The sequence below is a fragment of the Actinotalea lenta genome, from assembly GCF_030586465.1.
GTDB lineage: Bacteria > Actinomycetota > Actinomycetes > Actinomycetales > Cellulomonadaceae > Actinotalea > Actinotalea lenta.
Genome location: NZ_JAUQYP010000001.1, coordinates 1,443,385 through 1,466,437 on the forward strand (window position 1 = coordinate 1,443,385; position 23,053 = coordinate 1,466,437).

A 23,053-nucleotide genomic window follows, 5' to 3' on the forward strand; every position below is an offset into this window, starting at 1 on the left:
CCCTCAGCGCTTCGCGGCGACGAGCAGGCCGTCCCCGCTGGGCGTGATGGCGGCGACCAGGCGCTCGTCGTCGCGCACCGACCTGCCCAGCTCCCGCATCGCGGTGGTCAGCTCGTCCCGCCGGGCCGGGTCGGGCACGCGGTCACCGGCCAGGGCGTGCGGCACCAGCACCAACCCCCCGGGGCGCAGCAGCCGAACGGCCTGCTCGACGTGCTCGGCGGCCTGCAGCGGGTCGGCATCGACGAGGACCATGTCGTAGGCCCCGTCGGCGAGTCGCGGAAGCACGTCCCTGGCCCGCCCGGTGATGGTCCGGGTGCGGATCGCACGGACCTGCTCCTCGGCGAATGCGACCTTCGCGGCGCGCTGGTGCTCGGCCTCGGAGTCGATCGTGGTCAGCACGCCGTCCGCGGCCATGCCGCGCAGCAGCCAGAGGCCGGACACCCCCGCCCCGGTGCCCACCTCGGCGACGGCCGTGGCGCGCAGGCCGGCGGCGAGGACCTGGAGCAACGCCCCTGTGCCCGGAGAGACGGCGCCGCACCCGAGCTCCGAGGCGCGCTCGGTGGCGCGCAGCAGCACGTCGTCTGCGGCGCGGAAGTCCTCGCTGTGAGCCCAGCTCGCGGCCTTGTCGCTGATGGTGTCCTCCCCGGGGTCGACTCGATGCTAGACCGGGCCGGCGGGCGCACCCCGACGGCGCACCGCATAGGCTGGAGGCAGGTCCCGGTGAAGGTGCGCGACGGGAACAACCACCGCTCGCCGCGCGTTCCCGCTGTACCGCCTGCACCGGGCGGTGGACGTGCTTCGGGAGGTCGGGTTGGAGCCTCAGGTCCCATGGAGCGCGCCTTCGTGGGAGCAGATCGTCGCGGAGCACTCCGCGCGGGTGTACCGCCTGGCCTACCGCCTGACCGGGAACCGGCACGACGCCGAGGACCTCACGCAGGAGACCTTCGTACGGGTGTTCCGGTCGTTGTCCGGCTACAGCCCCGGTTCGTTCGAGGGCTGGCTGCACCGCATCACGACGAACCTCTTCCTGGACCAGGCGCGTCGCCGCACGCGGATCCGGATGGACCCGCTGGGTGAGGACGCCGACCGGGTCCCCGGGCGTGCCGACCTCGGAACTCCTGAGCGTGGCTTCGAGCACGGCAACCTCGACCACGACGTGCAACGTGCCCTCGACGAGCTCTCACCCGAGTTCCGCGCCGCCGTGGTGCTCTGCGACATCGAAGGCCTGTCCTACGAGGAGATCGCAGTCACGCTCGGCGTGAAGCTCGGCACCGTACGGTCGCGCATCCACCGCGCGCGAGCCCAGCTGCGCGAGGCACTGGCCCACCGCGCCCCCCGCGGCCCCGCGCACGAGGCCTTGGACGCCGAGGCGCGCCGATGAGCCATCTGGGCAGTCTGGTCAGCGCGCTGGCCGACGGACAGCTGCGGCCGGAGGAGGCCGAGCGCGCGCTGGCCCACGTCGCCGTCTGCACCGAGTGCGCCGACGAGCTCGCCGCCGCCCGGGCCGCGCGTGCCGCGCTCGCCTCAGCAGGTGACCTCGCGCCCGACGCGGACCTCACCGCCCGGCTCCTCGCGCTCGCGGACAGCCCGCCGGCCGAGCCGCCGTCCGCCCGCTCGCCGCGCCCCCCACGACCGGGGCCCGGGACCGGCTCGCTGCCCATCCCCGGCACGGGCTCGCGCGCCGGCGCCTTGTCCGGCGGTGTCGCGCAGCGGCGGTCGCGTGTGCCGATGGTGGCGGCGGTGCTCTCCGGGGTGCTTCTCTTCGCGCTCTTCGCGCTGGGCAACGAGCCGGACATCACCTTCGCGCCCCGTCCCGCGGACGCGCTGTCGACCCTGCACGACGCGGCCGTGGCGGCCGACGGTGGTCGGGATGGCCTGGCCGCCCTCGACTCCTGGTTCGCGGCCCACCCCTGGGCGGTTCAGGCCCGCGTGCCGGACGGGTACCGCCTCGCGGCGGCGCGCACGACGAGCCACCGGGTCGAGCTCGATCTCGAGGGACCGGACGGCATGGTCGTGGTGACCCAGACCCGTGGCAGGCTCACCGGCGGCGGGGTGGCCGTCGAGGTGGGCGGGCACCGCGTGCTCCAGATGGGTGATGGCCCGGCACTCCTGGCCTGGCAGTCCGGTGACGCGGTCGTCTCGGTGGTTGCCGAGGGGCCGCCCTGGGCGGCGACACCGGTGGTCGCCGCCTATCCTGTCGAGTCGTACGACGGCGGGGCCCCGGCGCGGGTGACCCGCGGGTGGCAGATCCTGACGGCGTGGAGCGGCTCGTGAGCGATGACGGCAACGCGGAACGGCCCGCGCCGCAGGACCCGGCGCCGGAGCGGCCGGCATGGCCCTCCGACCCGTACGCGCGGCCGGCGCAAGGCCCGGCGGCGCCTGCGGCGCCCGGAGCCCACCCGGACCCGCGTCAGTCGTCAGGTGTCCCCTCCGGCGCCACGCAGCGGCAGCCTTGGGTCGCGGGTCATGTTCCGCCGGCCGTCCCGATGGACCCGCCCCGACCGCAGCCGTGGGGGCCGCCCGGCGATCGTCCTCCGGTCGCCGGACCGGTGTGGGCCGCGGACTCCTGGGGCAGGCCGCCCGCGCGACGCCGGTCCGCGAGCGCGTGGTGGGTGGTGCCCGCCCTCCTCGTCGCGCTCATCGCCGGGGCGGCAGGCGGGTTCCTGGGGACCCGGCTGACCGACCGGCCGCAGGCCCAGCTCCCGCCCGCCGCGACGGTACGCCCCGACGGGGGCGACCTGACCGGCGTCTCGGCGATCGCCGCCGAGGTCCTGCCCAGCGTGGTGCTCATCGAGGTGCGCGGCTCGACCGGGGAGGGCACGGGCTCCGGCTTCGTCCTCCAGTCCGACGGGTACCTGCTGACCAACGCCCACGTTGCCACGGCGGACGTCGGTTCCGGCCGCGCCATCACCGTGGTGTTCTCCGACGGCAGCCAGACGGACGCCGACCTGGTCGGCTACACGACCGACTACGACCTGGCAGTGCTCAAGGTCGACCGGACCGGGCTGACGCCGCTGACGCTGGGCGACTCCGACCAGGTCGTGGTGGGCGACCCGGTGGTCGCGATCGGCGCACCCCTGGGGCTGCAGGGCACCGTGACGACCGGGATCGTCAGCGCGAAGAACCGTCCGGTCACCGCGGGAGACGCCAACTCGCCCGCGTTCATCAATGCGATCCAGACCGACGCGGCGATCAACCCCGGCAACTCCGGTGGCCCGTTGGTCAACGCGGCCGGCGAGGTCATCGGCATCAACTCGGCCATCGCCCAGCCGCCCGGCACGAGCGTCGGGGGCCAGGCAGGGAGCATCGGCCTGGGCTTCGCGATCCCGGCCAACCAGGCCCGGCACACGGCCGAGCAGCTCATCGAGACGGGTTCGGCCACCTACCCGGTCATCGGTGTGCTCATCGACACCACCTATACCGGTGAGGGGGTGCAGGTCGCCGACCGGGCGGTCGACGGCCAGCCCGCGGTCACCCCGGGCGGCCCGGCCGACCGTGCCGGTCTCCAGCCGGGCGACGTCATCCTCGCGATCGACGGGCGCCCCGTCACGCAGGCCGACGAGCTGATCGTGGCGATCCGCGCCAAGCAACCGGGGGACACCGTTGTCCTGCGGGTGCGCAGCGGAGGTGCCGAGAACGACGTCCGGGTGGTGCTCGCCGAGAATGCTTCCGGCTGAGGGACGTACCCTGACCCGGTGATCAACCCCAGCGAGCTGCTCGTGCTGCTCGTGCTGGCCGCTGTCGTGGTCGGCCCGGAGCGGCTGCCGCGGTACGCGGCGCAGCTCGGCAGGCTGGTGCGCGACGTACGGGCGTACCTGGCCACCGCCCGGGAGCGGGTGGTCGAGGAGACCGGGCTGGACTGGGAGGAGCTCGACCCGAGGCGCTACGACCCGCGCCGGATCGTGCGCGAAGCCCTCGAGGACGAGCCTGCCCGCAAGCCGCACTCCGTGCCCTTGGTCGGTCCCGCCCCGTTCGACGACGAGGCGACCTGACGGCCGCGCGCAGGACGAAGGGGCCCAGTCGGTTCGGCTGCACCGTGGCGACCTGCCAGAATGCTGCCCATGTCTGACGCGCCCCGACCACGGATCTTCTCCGGGATGCAGCCCACGGCCGACTCGCTCCACCTGGGCAACTACCTCGGGGCGCTGGTGAACTGGGTGGCGCTCCAGGACAGCCACGAGGCCATCTACTCGGTGGTCGACCTGCACGCGTTGACGGTGAACCCTGACCCCGGGGTGCTCCTCGAGCGGACCCGGCGGACCGCCGCTCAGTACCTCGCGGCCGGTATCGACCCGCAGCGCTCGATCCTGTTCGTCCAGTCCCACGTGGCCGAGCACGCCGAGCTGGCCTGGGTGCTGTCCTGCTACACGGGATTCGGTGAGGCCTCCCGGATGACGCAGTTCAAGGACAAGGCCGCTCGGCAGGGGACCGAGGGGGCGAACGTGGGCTTGTTCACGTACCCCGTCCTCATGGCCTCCGACATCCTGCTCTACGACGCCGCGCTGGTGCCTGTCGGCGAGGACCAGCGTCAGCACCTGGAGATCACCCGGGACCTGGCACAGCGGTTCAACGCGCGGCACGGGGACACGTTCGTCGTCCCCGAGCCCCACATCGTGCGGGCCACTGCGAAGATCTACGACCTGGGCGATCCCACGGCCAAGATGGGCAAGTCGACCTCGACCGCCACCGGACTGGTCGACCTGCTGGCCGACCCCGCCGTGATCGCCAAGCGCATCCGCTCCGCGGTCACGGACGCCGAGCGGGAGATCCGGTTCGACCCGGAGGCCAAGCCGGGTGTGTCCAACCTCCTGACCATCCACTCCGCCCTGTCCGGACGCAGCATCGACCAGCTGGTCGAGGACTTCACCGGGCGCGGCTACGGGGATCTGAAGAAGGAGCTGGCCGAGGTCGTCCTGGACTTCGTGACCCCATTCCAGGCGACCGTGCGGGGCTACCTCGACGACCCGGCCGAGCTGGACCGGGTGCTGGCCGTCGGGGCCGAACGGGCCCGAGCGATCGCGGCGCCGACGCTCGCCACCGTCTACGAGCGGATCGGTCTGCTGCCTCGCAGGGCCGGGGCATGAACCCCCGGGACGTCGATCACCGGGTGCTCGGCGTCGCGCTGACCGTGCCCGAGCCGTGGGCGACCGACCTCAGCGCGGCACGCGCCGCGGCAGGTGACCCGGAGGCGGCGGCGATCCCGCCGCACGTCACCTTGCTGGCGCCGGTGGACCTCGACGGGGCCCGGCTGGACGACGTGGACGCGCACCTGGAGCGGGTGGCCGCGTCCCACCGCGGCTTCCGGCTGCACCTGCGGGGCACGGCCACGTTCCGGCCGGTCTCGCCGGTGGTGTTCGTGCAGGTGGTCGAGGGGATCGCGGACTGCGAGCGACTCGCTGCCGACGTCCGCAGCGGCCCGTTGGACCTGCCGGCGCGCTTCCCGTACCACCCGCACGTCACGATCGCGCACGCGGTCGACGATGAGAGCCTGGACCACGCCTTCGCCGCGATGGCCGGCTACGAGGCGACGTTCCCGGTGCGTGCCTTCGACGGGTACGTGCAGGACGACGACGGGGTCTGGCACCTCCGCCGCAGCTATCCGTTGGGCTGACGCTGGTCGCACCGCGGGCCGCGTCGCGCGCGACGCCCTAGGGTCGAGGGGGTGACCGAGAGCCGTCGTGATGACACCCGTGCCCCGGACGGCGCCGGGCAGGCGCACCTCGCTGCCGCCGGTGCCACGGGGGAACCGTCCGTGGAGCACCAGCGCGGCCTGGTCGCGCGCGCCAAGGCGCTGCTGGATCGTGTGCAGCGCACCCGGCCGCTGCGGGCGAACTCGCGGTTCGGCCGCAGCGGAGGCGGCGTGCTCACGGGCGGGATCGCGTACTCGGCGCTGTTCAGCGTCGCCGCTGGGCTGACGCTCGGGTGGACCGTGTTCATGGCGGTGCTCGGCGGCAACCACCAGCTGCGTCAGCAGGTGCTCGACGCCATCGACGCGTCGCTGCCGGGGCTGGTCAAGACAGGCAGCGGCTCGGGTGTCTTCTCGCCCTCCGACCTCCAGCTCACCCCGACCCTGACCGTCACCGGTGTGGTGGCGATCGTGGTGCTCATCGTCAGCGCGATGTCCGCGATGGCGGCGCTGCGCACCGGGGTGCGCGCGATGTTCGGCGAGCCCCCGACGGCTGGCAACCCGTTCCTGGCCCAGGCCAGGGCACTGGCAGGGTTCGTCGGGATGGCGCTGGCGATCTTGTTGTCCGCCGTGCTGAGCATCGCCACGACGTCCGCGGCGGACTGGCTGCTGGGACTGGTCGGCTGGACGGGGGCCGGAGCCGCCTTCGTGGTGCGCGTGCTGGGCCTCGCGGTGTCGTTCGTCGTGGACATGGCCACGTTCGTGCTGGTGGTCGAGGTCCTGGCGAACCAGCGACCGGCGTGGCGTGATCTGCTGGGCGGCGCGGCGATCGCCGCGTTCGGGATCGGGGTCGTGCGTTACCTAGGTACGTCCGTGGTGGCCGGGGCGGCCTCCAAGAACCCCCTGCTCGCGTCGGTCGCGGTGGTCGCGACCCTGCTCGTGTGGATCAACCTGATCGCACGCATCGTGCTGCTCTCGGCCGCCTGGGTCGCCAACCCGCCCCACCCCGACGACGCGTGACCCCAGCACACCTGGCCCCGCGCACGTGCGTGAGCGGGGGCTAGATGGCGCGGGTGATCATGGCCCGCTTGACCTCGGCGATCGCCTTCGTGACCTCGATGCCGCGCGGGCAGGCGTCGGTGCAGTTGAACGTCGTGCGGCAGCGCCACACGCCCTCGGAGTCGTTGAGGACCTCGAGCCGCTGGGTCGCCCCCTCGTCGCGGCTGTCGAAGATGAACCGGTGCGCGTTGACGATCGCCGCGGGCCCGAAGTACTGCCCGTCGGTCCAGAACACCGGGCAGGACGTGGTGCACGCGGCGCACAGGATGCACTTGGTGGTGTCGTCGAACCGTGCCCGCTGCTCGGGCGACTGCAGTCGCTCGCGGGACGGGGTGTTGCCGGACGTGATGAGGAACGGCATCACCTCGCGGAAGGACGCGAAGAACGGGTCCATGTCCACCACGAGGTCCTTGACCACGGTGAGGCCCTTGATCGGCTCGATGACGATCGGCTTGTGCGGTGCGAGGTCCTTGAGCAGCGTCTTGCAGGCCAGCCGGTTGACGCCGTTGATCCGCATCGCGTCGGACCCGCACACGCCGTGCGCGCACGACCGGCGGAAGGTCAGCGAGCCGTCCAGCTCCCACTTGACCTTGTGCATCGCGTCCAGGACCCGGTCGGTGCCGTGCGCGGTCACGGTGAACTCCTGCCAGTACGGCACGGGTGCCTTGGCGTCCGGGTCGAAGCGGCGGATACGCAGCGTGACGTCGAAGGTCGGCACCTCGGCGGCCGAGGTGTCGGGGGAGGTGGCGGTCGCGGTCATCAGTACTTGCGCTCCATCGGCTGGTAGCGGGTGACGGTGACGGGCTTCTTGTCGAGCGTGATCTCGGTGTCCCCGTCGGCGGCGGGCCGGGCGTAGGCCATCGTGTGGTACATGAACCCGTCGTCGTCCCGCTTGGGGAAGTCCTCCCGGAAGTGGCCGCCGCGCGACTCCTTGCGGGCCAGCGCCCCGACGACGACGACGCGTGCCAGGTCGAGGAGGAAGCCCAGCTCCACCGCCTCGAGCAGGTCGGTGTTGAACGTCGAGCCCTTGTCCTGGACGCCGATCGACCGGTAGCGGCGCCGCAGGTCGTCGACCGTCTCGAGCGCCAGGGTCAAGGACTCCTCGGTGCGGAACACCTGCGCGTGGGCGTCCATGGTCTCCTGGAGCGTCTGGCGGAGCTCGGCGACCTTCTCCCCGTCCGGGGCGTTGCGGATCCGGTCCAGCTCGGCCACGACCCGGGTGGCGGGGCCCTCAGGGAGCTCGAGGGCCTCGTGCTCGGCTGCGTAGGCTGCGGCGGAGATCCCGGCGCGCTTGCCGAACACGTTGATGTCCAGCAGGGAGTTGGTCCCCAGCCGGTTCGAGCCGTGCACCGACACGCACGCCACCTCGCCTGCGGCGAACAGGCCGCCGACCACGTCGGTGTTGGAACGCAGCACCTCGGCCTGGATGGTGGTGGGCACGCCGCCCATCGCGTAGTGCGCGGTCGGGTACACCGGGATCGGGTCCGTGAACGGCTCGATGCCCAGGTAGGTCCGTGCGAACTCGGTGATGTCCGGCAGCTTGGCCTCGATGTGCGCCGGCTCGAGGTGGGTGAGGTCGAGCAGCACGTAGTCCTTGCGCGGGCCGCAGCCCCGGCCCTCGCGCACCTCGTTGGCCATCGAGCGGGCCACGATGTCACGCGGCGCCAGGTCCTTGATGGTCGGGGCGTACCGCTCCATGAAGCGCTCGCCCTCGGAGTTGCGCAGGATCGCGCCCTCTCCGCGCGCGGCCTCGGACAGCAGGATCCCCAGGCCCGCCAGGCCGGTCGGGTGGAACTGGAAGAACTCCATGTCCTCCAGTGGGAGCCCGGCGCGCAGGGCCAGCGCCATGCCGTCCCCGGTCAGGGTGTGCGCGTTGGAGGTGGTCTTGAAGACCTTGCCCGCACCGCCGGTGGCCAGCACCACGGAGGTCGCTCGGAACAGGTGGATCTCGCCGGTCGCGAGCTCGTAGGCCACCACCCCGGCCACCCGGACAGGGGCGCCGGCTGCGGGCTGCTCCGCCGCGGTGAGGTCGCTGTCCAGCAGGATGTCCAGGACGTAGAACTCGTTGTAGAACTCGACCTCGTTCTTCACGCACTGCTGGTAGAGCGTCTGCAGGATCATGTGCCCGGTACGGTCCGCCGCGTAGCAGGCGCGGCGCACGGCGGCCTCGCCGTGGTTGCGGGTGTGGCCGCCGAACCGACGCTGGTCGATGCGCCCCTCGGGCGTGCGGTTGAACGGCAGCCCCATCTTCTCCAGGTCGAGCACGGCGTCGATGGCCTCCTTGGCCATCACCTCGGCGGCGTCCTGGTCCACCAGGTAGTCGCCTCCCTTGACCGTGTCGAAGGTGTGCCACTCCCAGTTGTCCTCCTCGACGTTGGCCAGCGCGGCACACATGCCGCCCTGGGCCGCGCCGGTGTGCGACCGGGTGGGGTACAGCTTGGACAGGACCGCCGTGCGGGCTCGCGCGGAGGACTCCAGGGCGGCACGCATGCCGGCACCGCCGGCGCCGACGATGACGACGTCGTAGTTGTGGGTCTGCATCACTCGTCCTTGGTCGCGGGTCAGCCCGCGGTGCAGAAGCTGGGCAGGAGGTCGGCGGGCGCGCCGGGCGGGCACGGGCTGAAGGTGAAGATCACCAGCGTGCCGAGCACCACGACCACCGCGAAGGCGACGGCCAGCAGGCCCATCAGGGTCAGCCGGGTCCCGGTGCGGGTCGCGTAGTCGTTGATGATCGTACGCAGGCCGTTGGCGCCGTGGATCATGGCCAGCCACAGGATGAGCAGGTCCCAGACCTGCCAGACCGGCTTGGCCCACTTGCCCGCCACGAACCCGAAGTCGATCGCGCTGACACCGCCGCCGGAGACCAGGTTGGTGAACAGGTGCACGAAGATCAGGATCAGCAGCAGCGCGCCGGACGCCCGCATGAAGACCCATGAGTAGAGCTCGGTGTTGGGGCGTCGCGCGCGGCGCGGGCTGCGCGGCGCGGCGAGGGTCGGGGTGCTGGCGGCCATCACTCACCTCCGAAGACGTTGCCGAGGTGCACCGGCAGGAAGCCGGCCATGAGGATGACGAACAGCGCCACGACGATCCAGGTCATCTGCCGCTGGTAGCGGGTGCCCCTGGACCAGAAGTCCACCAGCATCACCCGCACGCCGTTCAGCGCGTGGTACACCACCGCTGCCACCAGGCCGGCCTCGCCGAGGCCCATGATCGGGTTCTTGTACGTGCCGATCACGGCGTTGTACGCCTCGGGCGACACCCGGACCAACGACGTGTCGAGCACGTGGACGAGCAGGAAGAAGAAGATGAGGAAGCCGGTCACCCGATGGGCGACCCACGACCACATCCCCTCTCGGCCGCGGTAGAGCGTTCCGGCCGGCGCCTCGGGCACAGGGGACCTCCTGTCGACGGACGGCCCCGTCGTCGGGGCCCGGCATGCGGCGGGAAGCCGCACGCGCCACTCTAGTGGTCCCTGGATCGTTGGTCCCACGAGGCACGAGCGGAAGGGCCCGATCGGCCCACACCCATGGTGCGGCGACGCGACCGCCATGCGTGGGATCGCGCGCCACCACCTGGCAGGATCGCCCCATGAGCGACGTTCTGCCCGGTTTCCGCGCCGTCGTGCCGGCAGGGGGTGCGGGCACCCGGCTGTGGCCGCTGTCCCGCGCCGGCTCGCCGAAGTTCCTGCACGACCTCACCGGCACCGGTCGCAGCCTGCTGCAGGACACGGTCGACCGGCTCACGCCGCTGACCGGCCCGCAGGGCGTGCTGGTGGTGACCGGCGCGGCGCACGAGGCCGCCGTCCGGGTCCAGCTGCCGGCGCTGGGGGCCGGCGCCGTGCTCGCCGAGCCGTCGCCGCGCGACTCGATGGCTGCGATCGGGCTCGCCGCCGCGGTGCTCGCCGAGCGCGAGGGCGACGTCGTGCTCGGGTCGTTCGCGGCCGACCACGCCATCAGCGGGGAGGGCTTCGCGCGTGCCGTGTCCCAGGGGGTGCAGGCCGCCGAGGCCGGGTTCGTGACCACCGTCGGGATCGCCGCGACCGCGCCGTCGACGGCGTTCGGCTACATCGAGGCGGGCGAACCCCTCGCGGACGTCCCCGGGGCCTACCACGTCGCCGGGTTCACCGAGAAGCCCGACGCCGAGACCGCGGCGGCCTGGCTGGCGACCGGGCGCTACCGCTGGAACGCCGGGATGTTCCTGGCCCGCGTCGAGGTGCTGCTCGGGCACCTGGCGCGGCTGCTCCCGGCGCTGCACGACGGCCTGCGCGAGATCGCGGCGGCCTGGGACACGCCGCGGCGCGGCGCGGTGCTCGAGGCGGTGTGGCCGGGTCTGCAACGGATCGCCATCGACCACGCGATCGCCGAGCCCGTCGCGGCGGCCGGCGGCGTCGCCGTGGTCCCGGGCGACTTCTCGTGGGACGACGTCGGCGATGTCGCTGCGCTGCGGGACCTGCTGCCCGGCGACCCGCACGTGCTGGGCGACGTCGACCAGGTGCTCGCCGTGGACGCCCCTGGCGCCCTCGTGGCCCCTGGTGCCCAGCGCCTGGTCGCCGTGCTCGGCGTGCCGGACGTGGTCGTGCTCGACACCCCGGACGCCCTGCTGGTCACCACGCGCGACCGCGCGCAGCAGGTCAAGGCGCTGGTCGACGCCCTGCGTGCACGGGGCCGCACCGACCTGCTCTGAGCGGTTCCCGCGCCGACGGCGAGGGCCCGCACCGGGCGGTTGCGGGGGCACCCCCCTAGGATCCGGGGCGTGCTGCCCACCATCGCTGCCGAACGGATCGTCGCCCGCGTCGAGGCCTACCGGGCCGAGCTCGTCGAGCTGCGGCGCGACCTGCACGCCCACCCGGAGATCGGGCACTCCGAGCGGCGCAGCACGGCGGTGGTCGCCGAGCGGTTGAGGGCCGCCGGCCTCGAGCCGCAGCTCCTGCCCGGCACCGGCCTGGTGTGCGACCTGGGCCCGACCGACGGCCCGCGGGTCATGCTGCGCGCGGACCTGGATGCCCTGCCGGTGCCGGACACCTGCTCGCACCCGTGGCGCTCCACCGTCGCCGGGTTGGCGCACGCCTGCGGGCACGACGTGCACACGGCTGTCGTGCTGGGTGCCGGGCTCGTGCTCGCCGAGCTCGCCGACGAGGGGCTTCTCGACGTCGGCGTCCGGCTGCTCTTCCAGGCGGCCGAGGAGGTCCAGCCCGGTGGCGCGCTGGACGCCATCGCCGCCGGGGCCATGGACGGGGTGGCACGCGTGTTCGGCGTGCACTGCGACCCCAAGCTCGACGTGGGCCTGGTGGGGACCCGGATCGGCCCGATCACCTCCGCGTCCGACCCGGTGACCGTGACCATCACGTCGGCCGGCGGCCACACCAGTCGGCCGCACCTGACCGGCGACGTGGTGTTCGCGCTCGGCCAGGTGATCACCCAGGTGCCCGCGGTGCTCGGTCGCCGGCTCGACCCGCGGTCGGGCGTGAACCTGACGTGGGGGCTCGTGCACGCCGGTACCGTGCACAACGCGATCCCCGCCGCCGGACAGGTCAAGGGCAGCCTGCGCTGCCTGGACGCCGCGGCGTGGACGGACGCGGCGGCGGTGCTGAGGGAGGCCGTCGAGCACGTCACCGCGCCGTACCGGGTCTCGGTGGAGGTCCAGCACGAGCGCGGCGTGCCTCCCGTCGACAACGATGAGACGGCGACCCGGATGCTGGACACGGCGGCGCGGGACGTGCTGGGACCGGATGCGGTGGTCCTGACCGAGCAGTCCCTGGGTGGGGAGGACTTCGGGTGGCTGCTGACCCGGGTGCCCGGCGCGATGGCCCGGCTGGGCACCAGAACCCCAGGTGGGCGCACGTTCGACCTGCACCAGGGCGACCTGGACGCCGACGAGCGGGCGATCTCCGTGGGGGCGCGGCTGCTGGTCCGCACGGCCCTGATGTCGACCGGAGACGTCCACCCGGGTGCCGCCCCGAACATTCCGGTTGCGTAACGACCGAGTCGTGGTATCAGAGGGCTCCCCGAAGTGGTCCTCTGCGCGATTAGTCTGCGCTGTACAGCAGCCGAGCCGATCGGCGGCCACCCCCCGGCCCGAACCAGGGCACGAGGCACCGACGCCCGGCCGGCACAGTGCACGACACTCAGGAGATCATGTGAAGACTGCGATGCGGGGCGTGGCCCTGGCTGCCGCGACCGCCCTTGCCCTGGCCGCTTGCGCGTCGGCGCCGGAGGAGTCCCCGAGCAGCTCGTCGACGGACAGCGCGGGTGCCAGCGAGACCTCGACCGCGAAGGCGACCGACTACACCGCCTGCATCGTCTCCGACGCCGGCGGCTTCGACGACAAGAGCTTCAACCAGCTGTCCTACGAGGGCACCAAGAAGGCCGCCCAGGAGCTGGGTGCGACCTTCAAGGAGGCGCAGTCCGACTCGGAGACCGACTTCCAGCCCAACCTCGAGGCCATGGTCAGCGTCGGCTGCGACACGATCGTGTCGGTGGGCTTCGCCCTGTCGGCCGCGACCGTCGAGTCGGCCCTGGCGAACCCGGACCTGCAGTACGTGCTGGTCGACGACGCCGCGGACAACGACTTCAACGGTGAGAAGGACGCACCGAACATCAAGCCGCTGCTGTACGACACGGCGCAGGCCGCCTTCCTCGCCGGCTACCTCTCGGCCGGCTACTCCAAGGCCGGCAAGGTCGGCACCTTCGGTGGACAGCCCTACCCGACCGTCACCATCTTCATGGACGGCTTCAAGCAGGGCGTCGACTACTACAACAAGGTCAAGGGCACCGACGTCAAGGTCGTCGGCTGGGACGGCAAGGACGGCTCGTTCACCGGTGGCTTCGAGGCGAACGACACCGCCAAGGCGACCGCGAACAACATCATCGGCCAGGGCGTCGACGTCCTGCTCCCGGTGGGTGGTCCGATCTACCAGTCCGCGCGGGACGCCATCGCCGACTCCGGCAAGGACATCGCGCTGATCGGCGTGGACGCCGACGTGTACAACACCGACCCGTCCGTGCAGAGCCTGCTGCTCACCTCGATCATGAAGAACATGGACGTGTCCTGCTACGACACGATCATGGCCGCGGGGCAGGGCAACTTCGACCCGACCGCGTACGTGGGCACCCTGTCCAACGACGGCGTGGGCATCGCCCCGCTGCACGACTACAAGGACAAGGTCGACCCGGCCCTCATGGACGAGGTCAACAAGCTCAAGCAGGACATCATCGACGGCACGGTGAAGGTCACCTCGTACCTGAACCAGTGACGGCACCGATGACCGCGTGACACGACACGCCCCGGAAGGGCCAGGCGGCCCTTCCGGGGCGTGTCGTACGCGTAGAGTTCCTTGGCCCCCCACCAGTCGATGAGGATCGCGGGATGAAGCTCGAGCTGCGCGGTATCACCAAACGCTTCGGCGCCCTGGTCGCGAACGACCACATCAACCTGACCGTCGAGCCCGGTGAGATCCACTGCCTGCTCGGTGAGAACGGCGCCGGCAAGTCCACCCTGATGAACGTGCTCTACGGCCTGTACACGGCCGACGAGGGAGAGGTGCTCCTCGACGGCGAGGTCCAGCACTTCCGGGGCCCCGGCGACGCCATGGCTGCGGGGATCGGCATGGTGCACCAGCACTTCATGCTCATCCCGGTGTTCACCGTCGCCGAGAACGTCATGCTCGGCAACGAGACCACGCTCTCCGGCGGACGGCTGGACATCCAGGCGGCTCGGGAGAAGGTCCGCGCGATCGCAGACCGGTTCGGCTTCCACGTGGACCCCGACGCTCTCATCGAGGACCTCCCGGTGGGCGTCCAGCAGCGCGTGGAGATCATCAAGGCGCTGTCTCGGGACGCCAAGGTGCTGATCTTCGACGAGCCGACCGCGGTGCTCACGCCGCAGGAGACCGACGAGTTCATGGGCATCATGCGCCAGCTGCGCGACGAGGGTGCCGCGATCGTGTTCATCACCCACAAGCTGCGCGAGGTCCGCGAGGTCGCCGACCGGATCACCGTGGTGCGCCGCGGCGCCGTGGTGGGCGAGGCGACTGCCGACCAGCCCGACTCGGAGCTCGCGGCGATGATGGTGGGACGGGCCGTGGAGCTCACGGTCCACAAGGACGAGCCGCGCTACGCCGAGACGAGTCTCGAGGTCAGTGGCCTGGAGGTCACCAACGCGCAGGGCGCCGTCGTGGTCGACGACGTCAGCTTCACGGTGCGCGGCGGGGAGATCCTCGTGATCGCCGGCGTGCAGGGCAACGGGCAGACCGAGCTCACCGAGGCTCTCGTGGGCCTCGAGCACGCCTCGGCGGGCAGCGTGCGGCTCGCGGGCAAGGAGCTGGTGGGTCGCAGCGTCAACCAGGTGCTGGACGCCGGCGTCGGCTTCATCCCGGAGGACCGGAGCACCGACGGCCTGGTGGGCGAGTTCACGGTGGCCGAGAACCTCATGCTGGACCGCCGTCAGGGTCCGCCCTTCGTCCGGGCCGGCATGCTCCAGCTCGGTGCGCGCGACGACTTCGCCCGCAACGCCGTCGAGGAGTTCGACATCCGGACCCAGGGCATCACCGAGCCCGTCGCACGGTTGTCCGGCGGCAACCAGCAGAAGGTCGTGGTCGCGCGGGAGCTGTCCCGCGAGCTGCGTCTGCTGGTGGCCGCGCAGCCGACCCGTGGGGTCGACGTCGGCTCCATCGAGTTCATCCACAAGCGCATCGTCGCGACGCGGGACGCGGGCGTCCCGGTGGTCGTGATCTCCACCGAGCTCGACGAGGCGGTCGCGCTCGGCGACCGGATCCTTGTCATGTACCGCGGTCGGGTGGTGGGCATCGTGCCGGCCGACACCCCGCGCGACGTGCTCGGCCTGATGATGGCCGGCATCGCACCGGAAGGGAGCGCCGCCGCGTGAGCGACACGCAGACCTCAGCCGAGCACCGCCGGGTGGCGGACGACTCGGACCGCTGGCGGGAGGCGCTGCACCGGATCGTCTCCGGCAGCTGGGCCGTCTCGCTCGGCGCGATCGTGCTTGCCGTCCTCGGCGGCTCGATCATGATCATCGTGACCGATCCCGGCGTGCAGCAGGCCTCGGCGTACTTCTTCAGCCGGCCGAGCGACACGTTCGCGGCGATCGGCAGCTCCGTGGGAGGCGCGTACTACGCCCTGTTCCGCGGCGCGGTGTGGGACTTCGGCGCGGACAGCTTCGCGGGTGCGATCCGGCCGCTGACCCAGAGCCTCACGATGGCGACGCCCCTGATCATGGCCGGTCTGGGCGTGGCCGTCGGCTTCCGGGCCGGGCTCTTCAACATCGGTGGCCGCGGCCAGATGCTGGTCGCCGCCGCGGCGGGCGGCTGGATCGGGTTCGCGGTCGACATGCCGTGGCCGCTGCACATGCTGGTCGCGGTCCTGGCCGGGATGGTCGCGGGTGCGGTCTGGGCCGGCATCGCCGGGGTGCTCAAGGCGTACACCGGCGCCCACGAGGTGATCACCACCATCATGCTCAACTACGTCGGCTTCTACCTGGTGAGCTACCTGCTGGCCACGCCGGGCCTGCTGCAGGCGCCGGGCTCGTCGAACCCGAAGACCCCGCACATGCTCACGTCGGCGATCATGCCGGACCTCCTCGGCCGGCGGTACAACCTGCACCTCGGCTTCATCTTCGCCCTGCTCGCCGTCGCGTACGTCTGGTGGCTGCTCAACCGGTCCTCCACCGGGTTCGCCTTCCGGGCGGTCGGGGAGAACCCCGCCGCGGCCAAGGTCGCCGGCATCGACGTCCCCCGCACCACGGTCTCGGTGATGCTGGTCGCTGGCGCGCTGGTAGGCCTGGCCGGCGTCACCCAGGTGCTCGGCACCGTGACCACCGGGTTCAGCTACGACATCGACGCCGGGATCGGCTTCGACGCGATCACGGTCGCCCTGCTCGGCGGGTCACGCCCGATCGGCGTGATGTTCGCGGCGATCCTGTTCGGGGCGTTCAAGGCCGGCGGTTCGGTCATGCAGGCGGCCGAGGGCGTGCCGATCGAGATCGTCCAGGTGGTCCAGGCACTCATCGTGCTCTTCATCGCCGCGCCCCCGCTGGTGCGCGCGGTGTTCCGGCTGCCCCAGCCGGGCAAGAGGCCCAAGCGCGGCAAGCGGGCCGCCCGGCGCCAGGAGGTGGCCGCGTGACCGCCGCGACCGAGACCGAGGCCGTCGAGCCCCGCCACGTCACCGTCGTCTCCCGGAAGGCGCCGGTCGCGTTCGGCGTCATCACCCTGCTGTACGGCCTGCTGCTGGCGCTCGCGTCGCGCGAGGGCCTGACCCACTTCCGATTCGCCACCGACGGCGACTTCGTGCACCTGCCGAGCGTGGCACTGCCGGCCATGACCACCGCGTGGGTGTGCGGGCTGATCGCCCTGGTCCTCACCGGTCTCGCCTTCGCACTCACGCAGGCCGCCCGCAAGGTGCCGATCTGGGTGTCCGTCCTGTTCGCGGTGGCGGTGCTGTTCGGCTTCCTCGCCTGGGGCGGTGCCGGCAGCGACGCGGACTTCCCCATCGCCCGGCTGCTGGCCAGCTCGGTGCTGCTGGCGGTGCCGCTGGTCTTCGGCGCCCTCGGTGGCGTGCTCGGGGAGCGTGCCGGGGTCGTGAACATCGCGATCGAGGCCCAGCTCCTCGCCGGCGCCTTCACCGCGGCCATCGTGGGGTCCCTCACCGACAGCCCGTGGGCCGGCCTGGTCGCGGCGATCGCCGCCGGGATGCTCGTCGCCCTGGTCCTGGGGGTCTTCGCGATCACCTACCGGGTCGAGCAGATCATCGTCGGCGTGGTGCTCAACGTGCTCGTGATCGGCCTGACGAGCTTCTTCTACTCGCAGGTGCTGGTGCCCGACGCGCAGCGGCTGAACTCCACCACCCGGTTCGGCTCCTGGGCGATCCCGGGGCTGTCCGGGATCCCCGTGATCGGGCCGGCCCTGTTCCGGCAGTCCGTGATCGTCTACCTCATGTACATCGCCGTCCCCGCGGTGTGGTTCGCGATGTTCCGCACCCGCTGGGGTCTGCGGCTCCGGGCCGTGGGCGAGCACCCCCAGGCGGCGGACACCGTGGGCATCAAGGTCGAGGGCATGCGGTACGCCGGCATCCTCGTCGCGGGTGGCGTGGTCGGCATCGGCGGCGCGTTCTACACCGTGGTGTCGGTGTCGTCGTTCGGCAAGGAGATGACCGCAGGAGCCGGCTTCATCGCGCTCGCCGCGGTGATCTTCGGCAAGTGGGATCCGGTCCGGGCGGCCATGGCGGCCCTGCTCTTCGGCGCCGCGTCGAGCCTGCAGGGTGCGCTGAGCATCGTTCGCGCACCCGTGCCGAGCCAGTTCATGCTGATGCTGCCCTACGTCGTGACGATCCTCGCGGTCGCCGGGTTCGTCGGACGCTCGAGGCCGCCGGCTGCCGACGGCACCCCGTACGTCAAGGAGTGAGCACGAGCGGCTGCTCGGGCATGAAGGAGGAACGCGTGGAGGCTCACGACATCGACTGGGACGCCCTGAGGCGCGCCGCGATCGAGATCACCGAGCGCGCGTACGTGCCGTACTCGCACTTCCCGGTCGGGGCTGCGGCGCTCGTCGACGACGGCCGTGTCATCGTCGGGTGCAACGTGGAGAACGCGTCGTACGGGGTGACGCTGTGTGCCGAGTGCGCGCTGGTCTCGGCGCTGCACGTCTCGGGGGGCGGTCGGCTCGTGGCGTTCGTGTGCGTCGACGGCCACGGTGACGCCCTCATGCCGTGCGGACGCTGCCGTCAGCTGCTGTGGGAGCACGGCGGCGGGGAGCTCCAGGTCGCCACGGTGTCCGGCATCCGGCCGATGACCGAGGTGCTCCCGGACGCGTTCGGTCCGCGGGACCTCGTCGAGAGAGGATGAGCACGGGGCCGTCCACCGGCGGCCCCAGGACGGGTCGGCCGCGCACCGGCGGTCCCCCTTTGACGGACGGAGGGCCGATGAGCGACGCCGAGGCGTTCGACGCGGTCGACGTGATCCGCACCAAGCGGGACGGCGGCCGACTGAGCGACGGACAGATCGACTGGGTGATCGACGCCTACACGCGTGGCGTGGTCGCCGAGGAGCAGATGTCCGCGCTCGCGATGGCCATCCTGCTCAACGGCATGGAGCGGGCGGAGATCGCCCGCTGGACCGCCGCGATGATCGCGTCGGGCGAGCGGATGGACTTCTCCGGGCTGTCCCGCCCCACGGTGGACAAGCACTCGACGGGCGGGGTCGGCGACAAGATCACCCTGCCTCTCGCGCCACTGGTCGCGGCGTGCGGCCTGGCCGTGCCCCAGCTGTCCGGCCGGGGACTGGGCCACACGGGCGGGACGCTGGACAAGCTCGAGGCCATCCCGGGGTGGCGCGCGGCCCTGTCCAACGACGAGATGCTGCGCCAGCTCGACGAGGTCGGAGCCGTGGTGTGCCAGGCCGGCTCCGGGCTGGCGCCCGCGGACCGCAAGCTCTACGCGCTGCGCGACGTGACCGGCACCGTCGAGGCGATCCCCCTGATCGCGAGCTCGATCATGTCCAAGAAGATCGCCGAGGGGACCGGCGCCCTGGTGCTGGACGTCAAGGTCGGTAGCGGAGCGTTCATGAAGGACGCCGAGCGGGCGGGGGAGCTCGCCCGCACGATGGTCGAGCTGGGCACCGATGCGGGAGTGCGCACCCGAGCGCTGCTCACGGACATGTCGACACCCCTCGGGCTGACGGCCGGCAACGCGCTCGAGGTGCGCGAGGCCGTCGAGGTGCTGGCCGGGGGCGGCCCCGCGGACGTGGTCGAGCTCACCGTGGCCCTCGCCCGGGAGATGCTCGAGGCCGCCGGGGTGTCCGGGACCGCCGGGGTCGACCCCGCGGACGTGCTCGCGTCGGGCGCGGCCATGGACTCGTGGCGCGCGATGATCGCCGCGCAGGGCGGCGACCCGGACGCGCCGCTCCCGGTGGCCCGCCACACCGAGCAGGTGCTCGCGCCGGCCGACGGCGTGCTCGTGGAGCTGGACGCGCTCGCGGTGGGGGTCGCTGCGTGGCGGCTCGGTGCCGGGCGTGCGCGCAAGGAGGACCCGGTGCAGGCTGGGGCAGGTGTCCAGATACATGCCAAGCCCGGGGCCGTGGTGCGCGCGGGGGAGCCGCTCATGACCTTGCACACCGACACCCCGGAGCGCTTCGAGCGCGCACGCGAGGCGCTCGGCGACGCCGTGGTCGTCGCCCCGGAGGGTTCCCGGCCGCCGGAGCGCGCCCTGATCCTGGACCGGGTGACCTGAGATGCCGGGGCAGCTGACCACGGCACTGCGCCGGGCCCGGCTGCCGCTGGGTCGCGGCCCGGTCCTCGTGCCGGAGGGTGCGGACCCCGCTGTCGAGCGTGCGGCGCGGGTGCGCGAGCGGCTGCCGCAGGACGAGAAGTCCGCCTTCGACGGCTGGTCCGCCGGTCGCCCGGAGGCGGCACCGGTCCTGACCCGGGCGTTGGCGGCCACGGGTCGCCTGGCTCCGGTCGGTGAGCTGGCCTCCGCGTGGGACGGCTGGGACGTGGCGACCCGGCAGGCCGTGGTGGACCCGGCACGGCAGCTGGCCTCCGCCATGCGCCAGGTCGACGCGACCGCGTGCGGGTCGGCCGTGCTGGCGATGCTGGCCGCCGCGGGTGACCCGACCCTCGCGGCCTGGCTGACTGTCGGCTGGGTGGGCTCAGCGCGCCCCGCCGAGCTCTCGAACGCCGACGACCGCAGCCTCGAGGCGCTCTCGCGTCGCGAGCCCAGCGAACGGGCCCAGGTGCTGCAGCGCGTGATCAAGCGACGGAGCGTCGCCCACGGGCTAGGGCTGCTGGGGTGGCCGGGCGCGTGGGGCACGCCGCCGTGGGGCGCGGCGCGGGTCGCCCGCTACCCCGGCGTGCGGTGGACGCACCGGGTCGTCGACGACACTGACGCGGAGCAGCTGCGCGACCTGTGGTCGCTCGTGGCCGGCTGGGTCCAGGTCGGGGTGCCGATCCCGCTGTACGCGGGCGGCGACAGCTCCGGAGGCTGGGCCGAGGCGGTGCCCCGGCACGTGGTGCTCGCCGTGGGCGGCACGGACCGCGGGCTGGAGGTGTTCGAGCCGTCCACCGGACGCCTGCTCGAGCTCGCGCGCGACGGGGAAGGCCGCAGGGAAGCGCTCGGCGGTTGGGGCCACCTGGACTGGGTGCTGCTGCCCCACTGACGCCGACCGGGCCTCTGGCGAGCCGCCCGCCGGCGCGTCACGATGGTGCTGTCAACGAGGGAGGAACCATGAGCACGGTCCCCGGAGAGAGCACCTGGGTCGACGCCGGTCTGATCCCCCCGGATCCCGATGAGGCCCGCGAGGCGACCGACGACGTGCGCGCCGCCGACCACGTCGCCGTGTCCCGCCCCGACCTGTCCGACCAGGCCGCCGAGCCGGACGTGGTGGAGCAGGCCCTCGAGGTCGATGACGCCGACGAGGACGACTACCCCGAGGGCTGACCGGTCGGTCACCGGGCGGTCGCACTAGGCTCAGGGGGTGACCGACGCAGCCCTGACCCGCGACGACGTCGCGGCCCTTCCGAAGGTGCTGCTGCACGATCACCTCGACGGCGGTGTGCGCCCGCAGACCGTGCTCGAGCTCGCCGGCGAGGTCGGCCACCCGGTGCCGGCCGACGAGCCGACCGCGCTGGCCCGGTGGTTCCTGACCGCGGCGTCGTCGGGCTCCTTGGAGGACTACCTCACGACCTTCGAGCACACCCTGGCCGTGATGCAGCGCGCCGACCACCTGAGGCGCATCGCTGCGGAGGCCGTGGTGGACCTCGCGCAGGACGGCGTGGTGCACGCCGAGCTCCGCTACGCCCCCGAGCTGCACCAGCGTGAGGGACTCACCGGTGACGACGTCGTCGGTGCGGTGGCGGACGGCATCGCGGACGGGATCGCCCGGGCGGCCGAGGCCGGTCGGCGGATCCGGGTCGTGCAGATCCTGACGATCATGCGCCAGGCGGACCACGGTCGGGCGACTGCTGAGCTCGCGCTGCGCTGGCGGCACGCCGGCGTCGGCGGGGTGGACCTGGCCGGCCCGGAGGACGGGTACGGGCCCGCGCGGCACCAGTACGCCCTGCGTCGCCTGCGTCAGGCGAGCATGCCGGTGACGATCCACGCGGGGGAGGGGGCGGGCGTGGTGTCGATCGCCGAGGCGCTGCACCTGGGCGGCGCGGTCCGTATCGGGCACGGCGCGCGCCTCATCGAGGACATCACGCTGGGTCGGGCCACCGAGGACGACCCTTGGGGCCTGGACGGCGCGTCGCTGGGGGAGCTGGCCCACTGGGTCCGCGACCAGCAGGTCCCCCTCGAGGTGTGCCCCACGTCCAACCTGCACACCCATCTCGCCCCCAGCCTGGCGGCGCACCCGGTGACCGCCTTGCAGCGGCTCGGGTTCGCCGTGACCATCTCCACCGACAACCGGCTGATGTCCCAGACCTCGCCGACCACCGAGCTGTGGCGGCTGGTCGAGATCGGCTGGACCCTTGAGGACCTGCGCGACGTCACCCTGACCGCCGCGTGGAGCACCTTCGTGCACGCCGACGAACGGGAGGCGCTCGTCGAGGACGTGCTGCTCCCCGCCTTCACCCCGAAAGGACGCCACCGAGCATGACCACCACCGACCCCGCCGCCGTGGCACGGATCGTCGACCACACCCTGCTCAAGCCCGAGGCCACTCCCGCGGACGTCGCGGCGCTGGTCGCCGAGGCCCGGCAGCTCGGGGTGTACTCGGTGTGCGTGTCGCCGTCGATGCTGCCGATCGACCCGGAGACGCTCGGCGACGTCAAGGTCGCCACCGTGTGCGGCTTCCCGTCCGGCAAGCACCACAGCACGATCAAGGCCATGGAGGCGGCCCGCGCGGTCGCCGACGGTGCGCACGAGGTCGACATGGTGATCGACGTGGGCGCCGCGGTCGACGGGCGGTTCGAGGACGTGCAGGCCGACATCGCCGAGGTCCGTGCGGCCGTGCAGCGGCCGACCGTGCTCAAGGTGATCATCGAGTCCGCGGCCCTGACCGACGAGCAGATCGTGGGCTGCTGCCGCGCGGCCGAGGCGGCCGGCGCGGACTTCGTCAAGACCTCGACGGGCTTCCACCCGACCGGTGGTGCTTCGGTGCACGCCGTGGAGCTGATGGCGCAGACGGTCGGCGGTCGGCTCGGGGTCAAGGCGTCCGGTGGCATCCGCACCGGCGCCGCGGCCCGCGCCATGATCGCCGCGGGCGCGACCCGCCTGGGGCTGTCGGGCACCGCGGCGGTCCTGGGCTCGCTGGACAGCGGGACAGGTCCGGAGGACGCTGGGGAGTCAGGCTACTGAGGCGTCCAGGGGCGTCGCACGATCCCGCCGCACCATCGCTGAGCCGTCGGTGCGGGAACGGACCCGCGTG

24 protein-coding genes are annotated in these 23,053 nt (G+C 72.6%); 19 read left to right on the forward strand and 5 right to left on the reverse strand.

The window, feature by feature from the left end:
- Nucleotides 1-3 precede the first annotated feature (3 nt).
- A complete protein-coding gene (locus tag Q6348_RS06730) occupies nt 4-576 on the reverse strand; it encodes an O-methyltransferase (RefSeq protein WP_304600529.1) in 573 nt (190 codons plus the stop codon).
- Between the two features lie 235 nt (nt 577-811).
- Here Q6348_RS06730 and sigE point away from each other — a divergent pair, with 235 nt between their 5' ends.
- The 7 genes from sigE to Q6348_RS06765 all read left to right on the forward strand — a co-directional run bounded on the left by sigE (nt 812) and on the right by Q6348_RS06765 (nt 6,646).
- Nucleotides 812-1,381, forward strand: coding sequence for an RNA polymerase sigma factor SigE (sigE, locus tag Q6348_RS06735; protein WP_304600530.1), 570 nt, complete (start codon nt 812-814; stop codon nt 1,379-1,381).
- On the forward strand, nt 1,378-2,274 hold the full coding sequence (locus Q6348_RS06740; RefSeq protein ID WP_304600531.1) for a zf-HC2 domain-containing protein: 897 nt from the start codon (nt 1,378-1,380) through the stop codon (nt 2,272-2,274). Before sigE ends, Q6348_RS06740 begins: the two co-directional genes overlap by 4 nt.
- 341 nt (nt 2,275-2,615) lie before the next feature.
- Nucleotides 2,616-3,677, forward strand: coding sequence for a S1C family serine protease (locus tag Q6348_RS06745; RefSeq protein WP_304600532.1), 1,062 nt, complete (start codon nt 2,616-2,618; stop codon nt 3,675-3,677).
- An 18-nt stretch (nt 3,678-3,695) separates the two neighbouring features.
- Nucleotides 3,696-3,992 (forward strand): twin-arginine translocase TatA/TatE family subunit, encoded by a 297-nt coding sequence (locus tag Q6348_RS06750; RefSeq protein ID WP_304600533.1) that lies wholly within the window; start codon nt 3,696-3,698, stop codon nt 3,990-3,992.
- 69 nt (nt 3,993-4,061) lie between these two features.
- Nucleotides 4,062-5,084, forward strand: a complete 1,023-nt coding sequence (trpS, locus tag Q6348_RS06755) for a tryptophan--tRNA ligase (RefSeq protein ID WP_304600534.1) — start codon at nt 4,062-4,064, stop codon at nt 5,082-5,084.
- Nucleotides 5,081-5,611, forward strand: a complete 531-nt coding sequence (locus tag Q6348_RS06760; protein ID WP_304600535.1) for a 2'-5' RNA ligase family protein — start codon at nt 5,081-5,083, stop codon at nt 5,609-5,611. The genes trpS and Q6348_RS06760 overlap by 4 nt, the downstream gene beginning before the upstream one ends.
- A gap of 51 nt (nt 5,612-5,662) precedes the next feature.
- Nucleotides 5,663-6,646: a YihY/virulence factor BrkB family protein gene (locus tag Q6348_RS06765; RefSeq protein WP_304600536.1), complete on the forward strand. Its 984-nt coding sequence runs from the start codon at nt 5,663-5,665 to the stop codon at nt 6,644-6,646.
- A gap of 40 nt (nt 6,647-6,686) precedes the next feature.
- On the opposite strand, the gene Q6348_RS06770 is transcribed toward Q6348_RS06765, so the two are convergent.
- The 4 genes from Q6348_RS06770 to sdhC are packed head-to-tail and all read right to left on the reverse strand — an operon-like array spanning nt 6,687 to nt 10,076.
- A complete protein-coding gene (locus Q6348_RS06770; RefSeq protein WP_304600537.1) occupies nt 6,687-7,445 on the reverse strand; it encodes a succinate dehydrogenase iron-sulfur subunit in 759 nt (252 codons plus the stop codon).
- Nucleotides 7,445-9,226 carry a succinate dehydrogenase flavoprotein subunit gene (gene sdhA / locus Q6348_RS06775; RefSeq protein WP_304600538.1) on the reverse strand — a complete coding sequence of 594 codons (1,782 nt, stop codon included), beginning with the start codon at nt 9,224-9,226 and terminating at the stop codon, nt 7,445-7,447. Before sdhA ends, Q6348_RS06770 begins: the two co-directional genes overlap by 1 nt.
- Nucleotides 9,227-9,246: 20 nt before the next feature.
- The gene (locus tag Q6348_RS06780) at nt 9,247-9,696 is read right to left on the reverse strand and encodes a succinate dehydrogenase hydrophobic membrane anchor subunit (protein WP_304600539.1); all 450 of its coding nucleotides are present in this window, start codon (nt 9,694-9,696) and stop codon (nt 9,247-9,249) included.
- Nucleotides 9,696-10,076 carry a succinate dehydrogenase, cytochrome b556 subunit gene (gene sdhC, locus Q6348_RS06785; RefSeq protein WP_304600540.1) on the reverse strand — a complete coding sequence of 127 codons (381 nt, stop codon included), beginning with the start codon at nt 10,074-10,076 and terminating at the stop codon, nt 9,696-9,698. The genes Q6348_RS06780 and sdhC overlap by 1 nt, the downstream gene beginning before the upstream one ends.
- 197 nt (nt 10,077-10,273) lie before the next feature.
- On the opposite strand from sdhC, the gene Q6348_RS06790 reads away from it, so the two are divergent.
- The 12 genes from Q6348_RS06790 (at nt 10,274) to deoC (ending at nt 22,983) form a co-directional block, all read left to right on the forward strand.
- Nucleotides 10,274-11,368 carry a mannose-1-phosphate guanylyltransferase gene (locus Q6348_RS06790; RefSeq protein WP_304600541.1) on the forward strand — a complete coding sequence of 365 codons (1,095 nt, stop codon included), beginning with the start codon at nt 10,274-10,276 and terminating at the stop codon, nt 11,366-11,368.
- Nucleotides 11,369-11,428: 60 nt separating this feature from the next.
- Nucleotides 11,429-12,661 (forward strand): amidohydrolase, encoded by a 1,233-nt coding sequence (locus tag Q6348_RS06795; RefSeq protein WP_434062060.1) that lies wholly within the window; start codon nt 11,429-11,431, stop codon nt 12,659-12,661.
- A 160-nt stretch (nt 12,662-12,821) separates the two neighbouring features.
- Nucleotides 12,822-13,937 carry a BMP family lipoprotein gene (locus tag Q6348_RS06800; RefSeq protein WP_304600543.1) on the forward strand — a complete coding sequence of 372 codons (1,116 nt, stop codon included), beginning with the start codon at nt 12,822-12,824 and terminating at the stop codon, nt 13,935-13,937.
- Between the two features lie 113 nt (nt 13,938-14,050).
- Entirely contained in the window at nt 14,051-15,568 is a 1,518-nt protein-coding gene (locus tag Q6348_RS06805) for an ABC transporter ATP-binding protein (RefSeq protein WP_304600544.1), read from the forward strand.
- Nucleotides 15,565-16,821 carry an ABC transporter permease gene (locus Q6348_RS06810; RefSeq protein WP_304600545.1) on the forward strand — a complete coding sequence of 419 codons (1,257 nt, stop codon included), beginning with the start codon at nt 15,565-15,567 and terminating at the stop codon, nt 16,819-16,821. The genes Q6348_RS06805 and Q6348_RS06810 overlap by 4 nt, the downstream gene beginning before the upstream one ends.
- A complete protein-coding gene (locus tag Q6348_RS06815; RefSeq protein ID WP_304600546.1) occupies nt 16,818-18,098 on the forward strand; it encodes an ABC transporter permease in 1,281 nt (426 codons plus the stop codon). The genes Q6348_RS06810 and Q6348_RS06815 overlap by 4 nt, the downstream gene beginning before the upstream one ends.
- A gap of 35 nt (nt 18,099-18,133) precedes the next feature.
- Nucleotides 18,134-18,538, forward strand: coding sequence for a cytidine deaminase (locus Q6348_RS06820; protein ID WP_304600547.1), 405 nt, complete (start codon nt 18,134-18,136; stop codon nt 18,536-18,538).
- A gap of 77 nt (nt 18,539-18,615) precedes the next feature.
- On the forward strand, nt 18,616-19,920 hold the full coding sequence (locus Q6348_RS06825; RefSeq protein WP_304600548.1) for a thymidine phosphorylase: 1,305 nt from the start codon (nt 18,616-18,618) through the stop codon (nt 19,918-19,920).
- A gap of 1 nt (nt 19,921) precedes the next feature.
- The gene (locus Q6348_RS06830; protein ID WP_304600549.1) at nt 19,922-20,845 is read left to right on the forward strand and encodes a hypothetical protein; all 924 of its coding nucleotides are present in this window, start codon (nt 19,922-19,924) and stop codon (nt 20,843-20,845) included.
- Between the two features lie 68 nt (nt 20,846-20,913).
- The gene (locus Q6348_RS06835) at nt 20,914-21,126 is read left to right on the forward strand and encodes a hypothetical protein (protein ID WP_304600550.1); all 213 of its coding nucleotides are present in this window, start codon (nt 20,914-20,916) and stop codon (nt 21,124-21,126) included.
- A gap of 37 nt (nt 21,127-21,163) precedes the next feature.
- Nucleotides 21,164-22,282: an adenosine deaminase gene (locus tag Q6348_RS06840; protein ID WP_304600551.1), complete on the forward strand. Its 1,119-nt coding sequence runs from the start codon at nt 21,164-21,166 to the stop codon at nt 22,280-22,282.
- Entirely contained in the window at nt 22,279-22,983 is a 705-nt protein-coding gene (gene deoC / locus Q6348_RS06845) for a deoxyribose-phosphate aldolase (RefSeq protein ID WP_304600552.1), read from the forward strand. The genes Q6348_RS06840 and deoC overlap by 4 nt, the downstream gene beginning before the upstream one ends.
- Nucleotides 22,984-23,053: the final 70 nt, after the last annotated feature.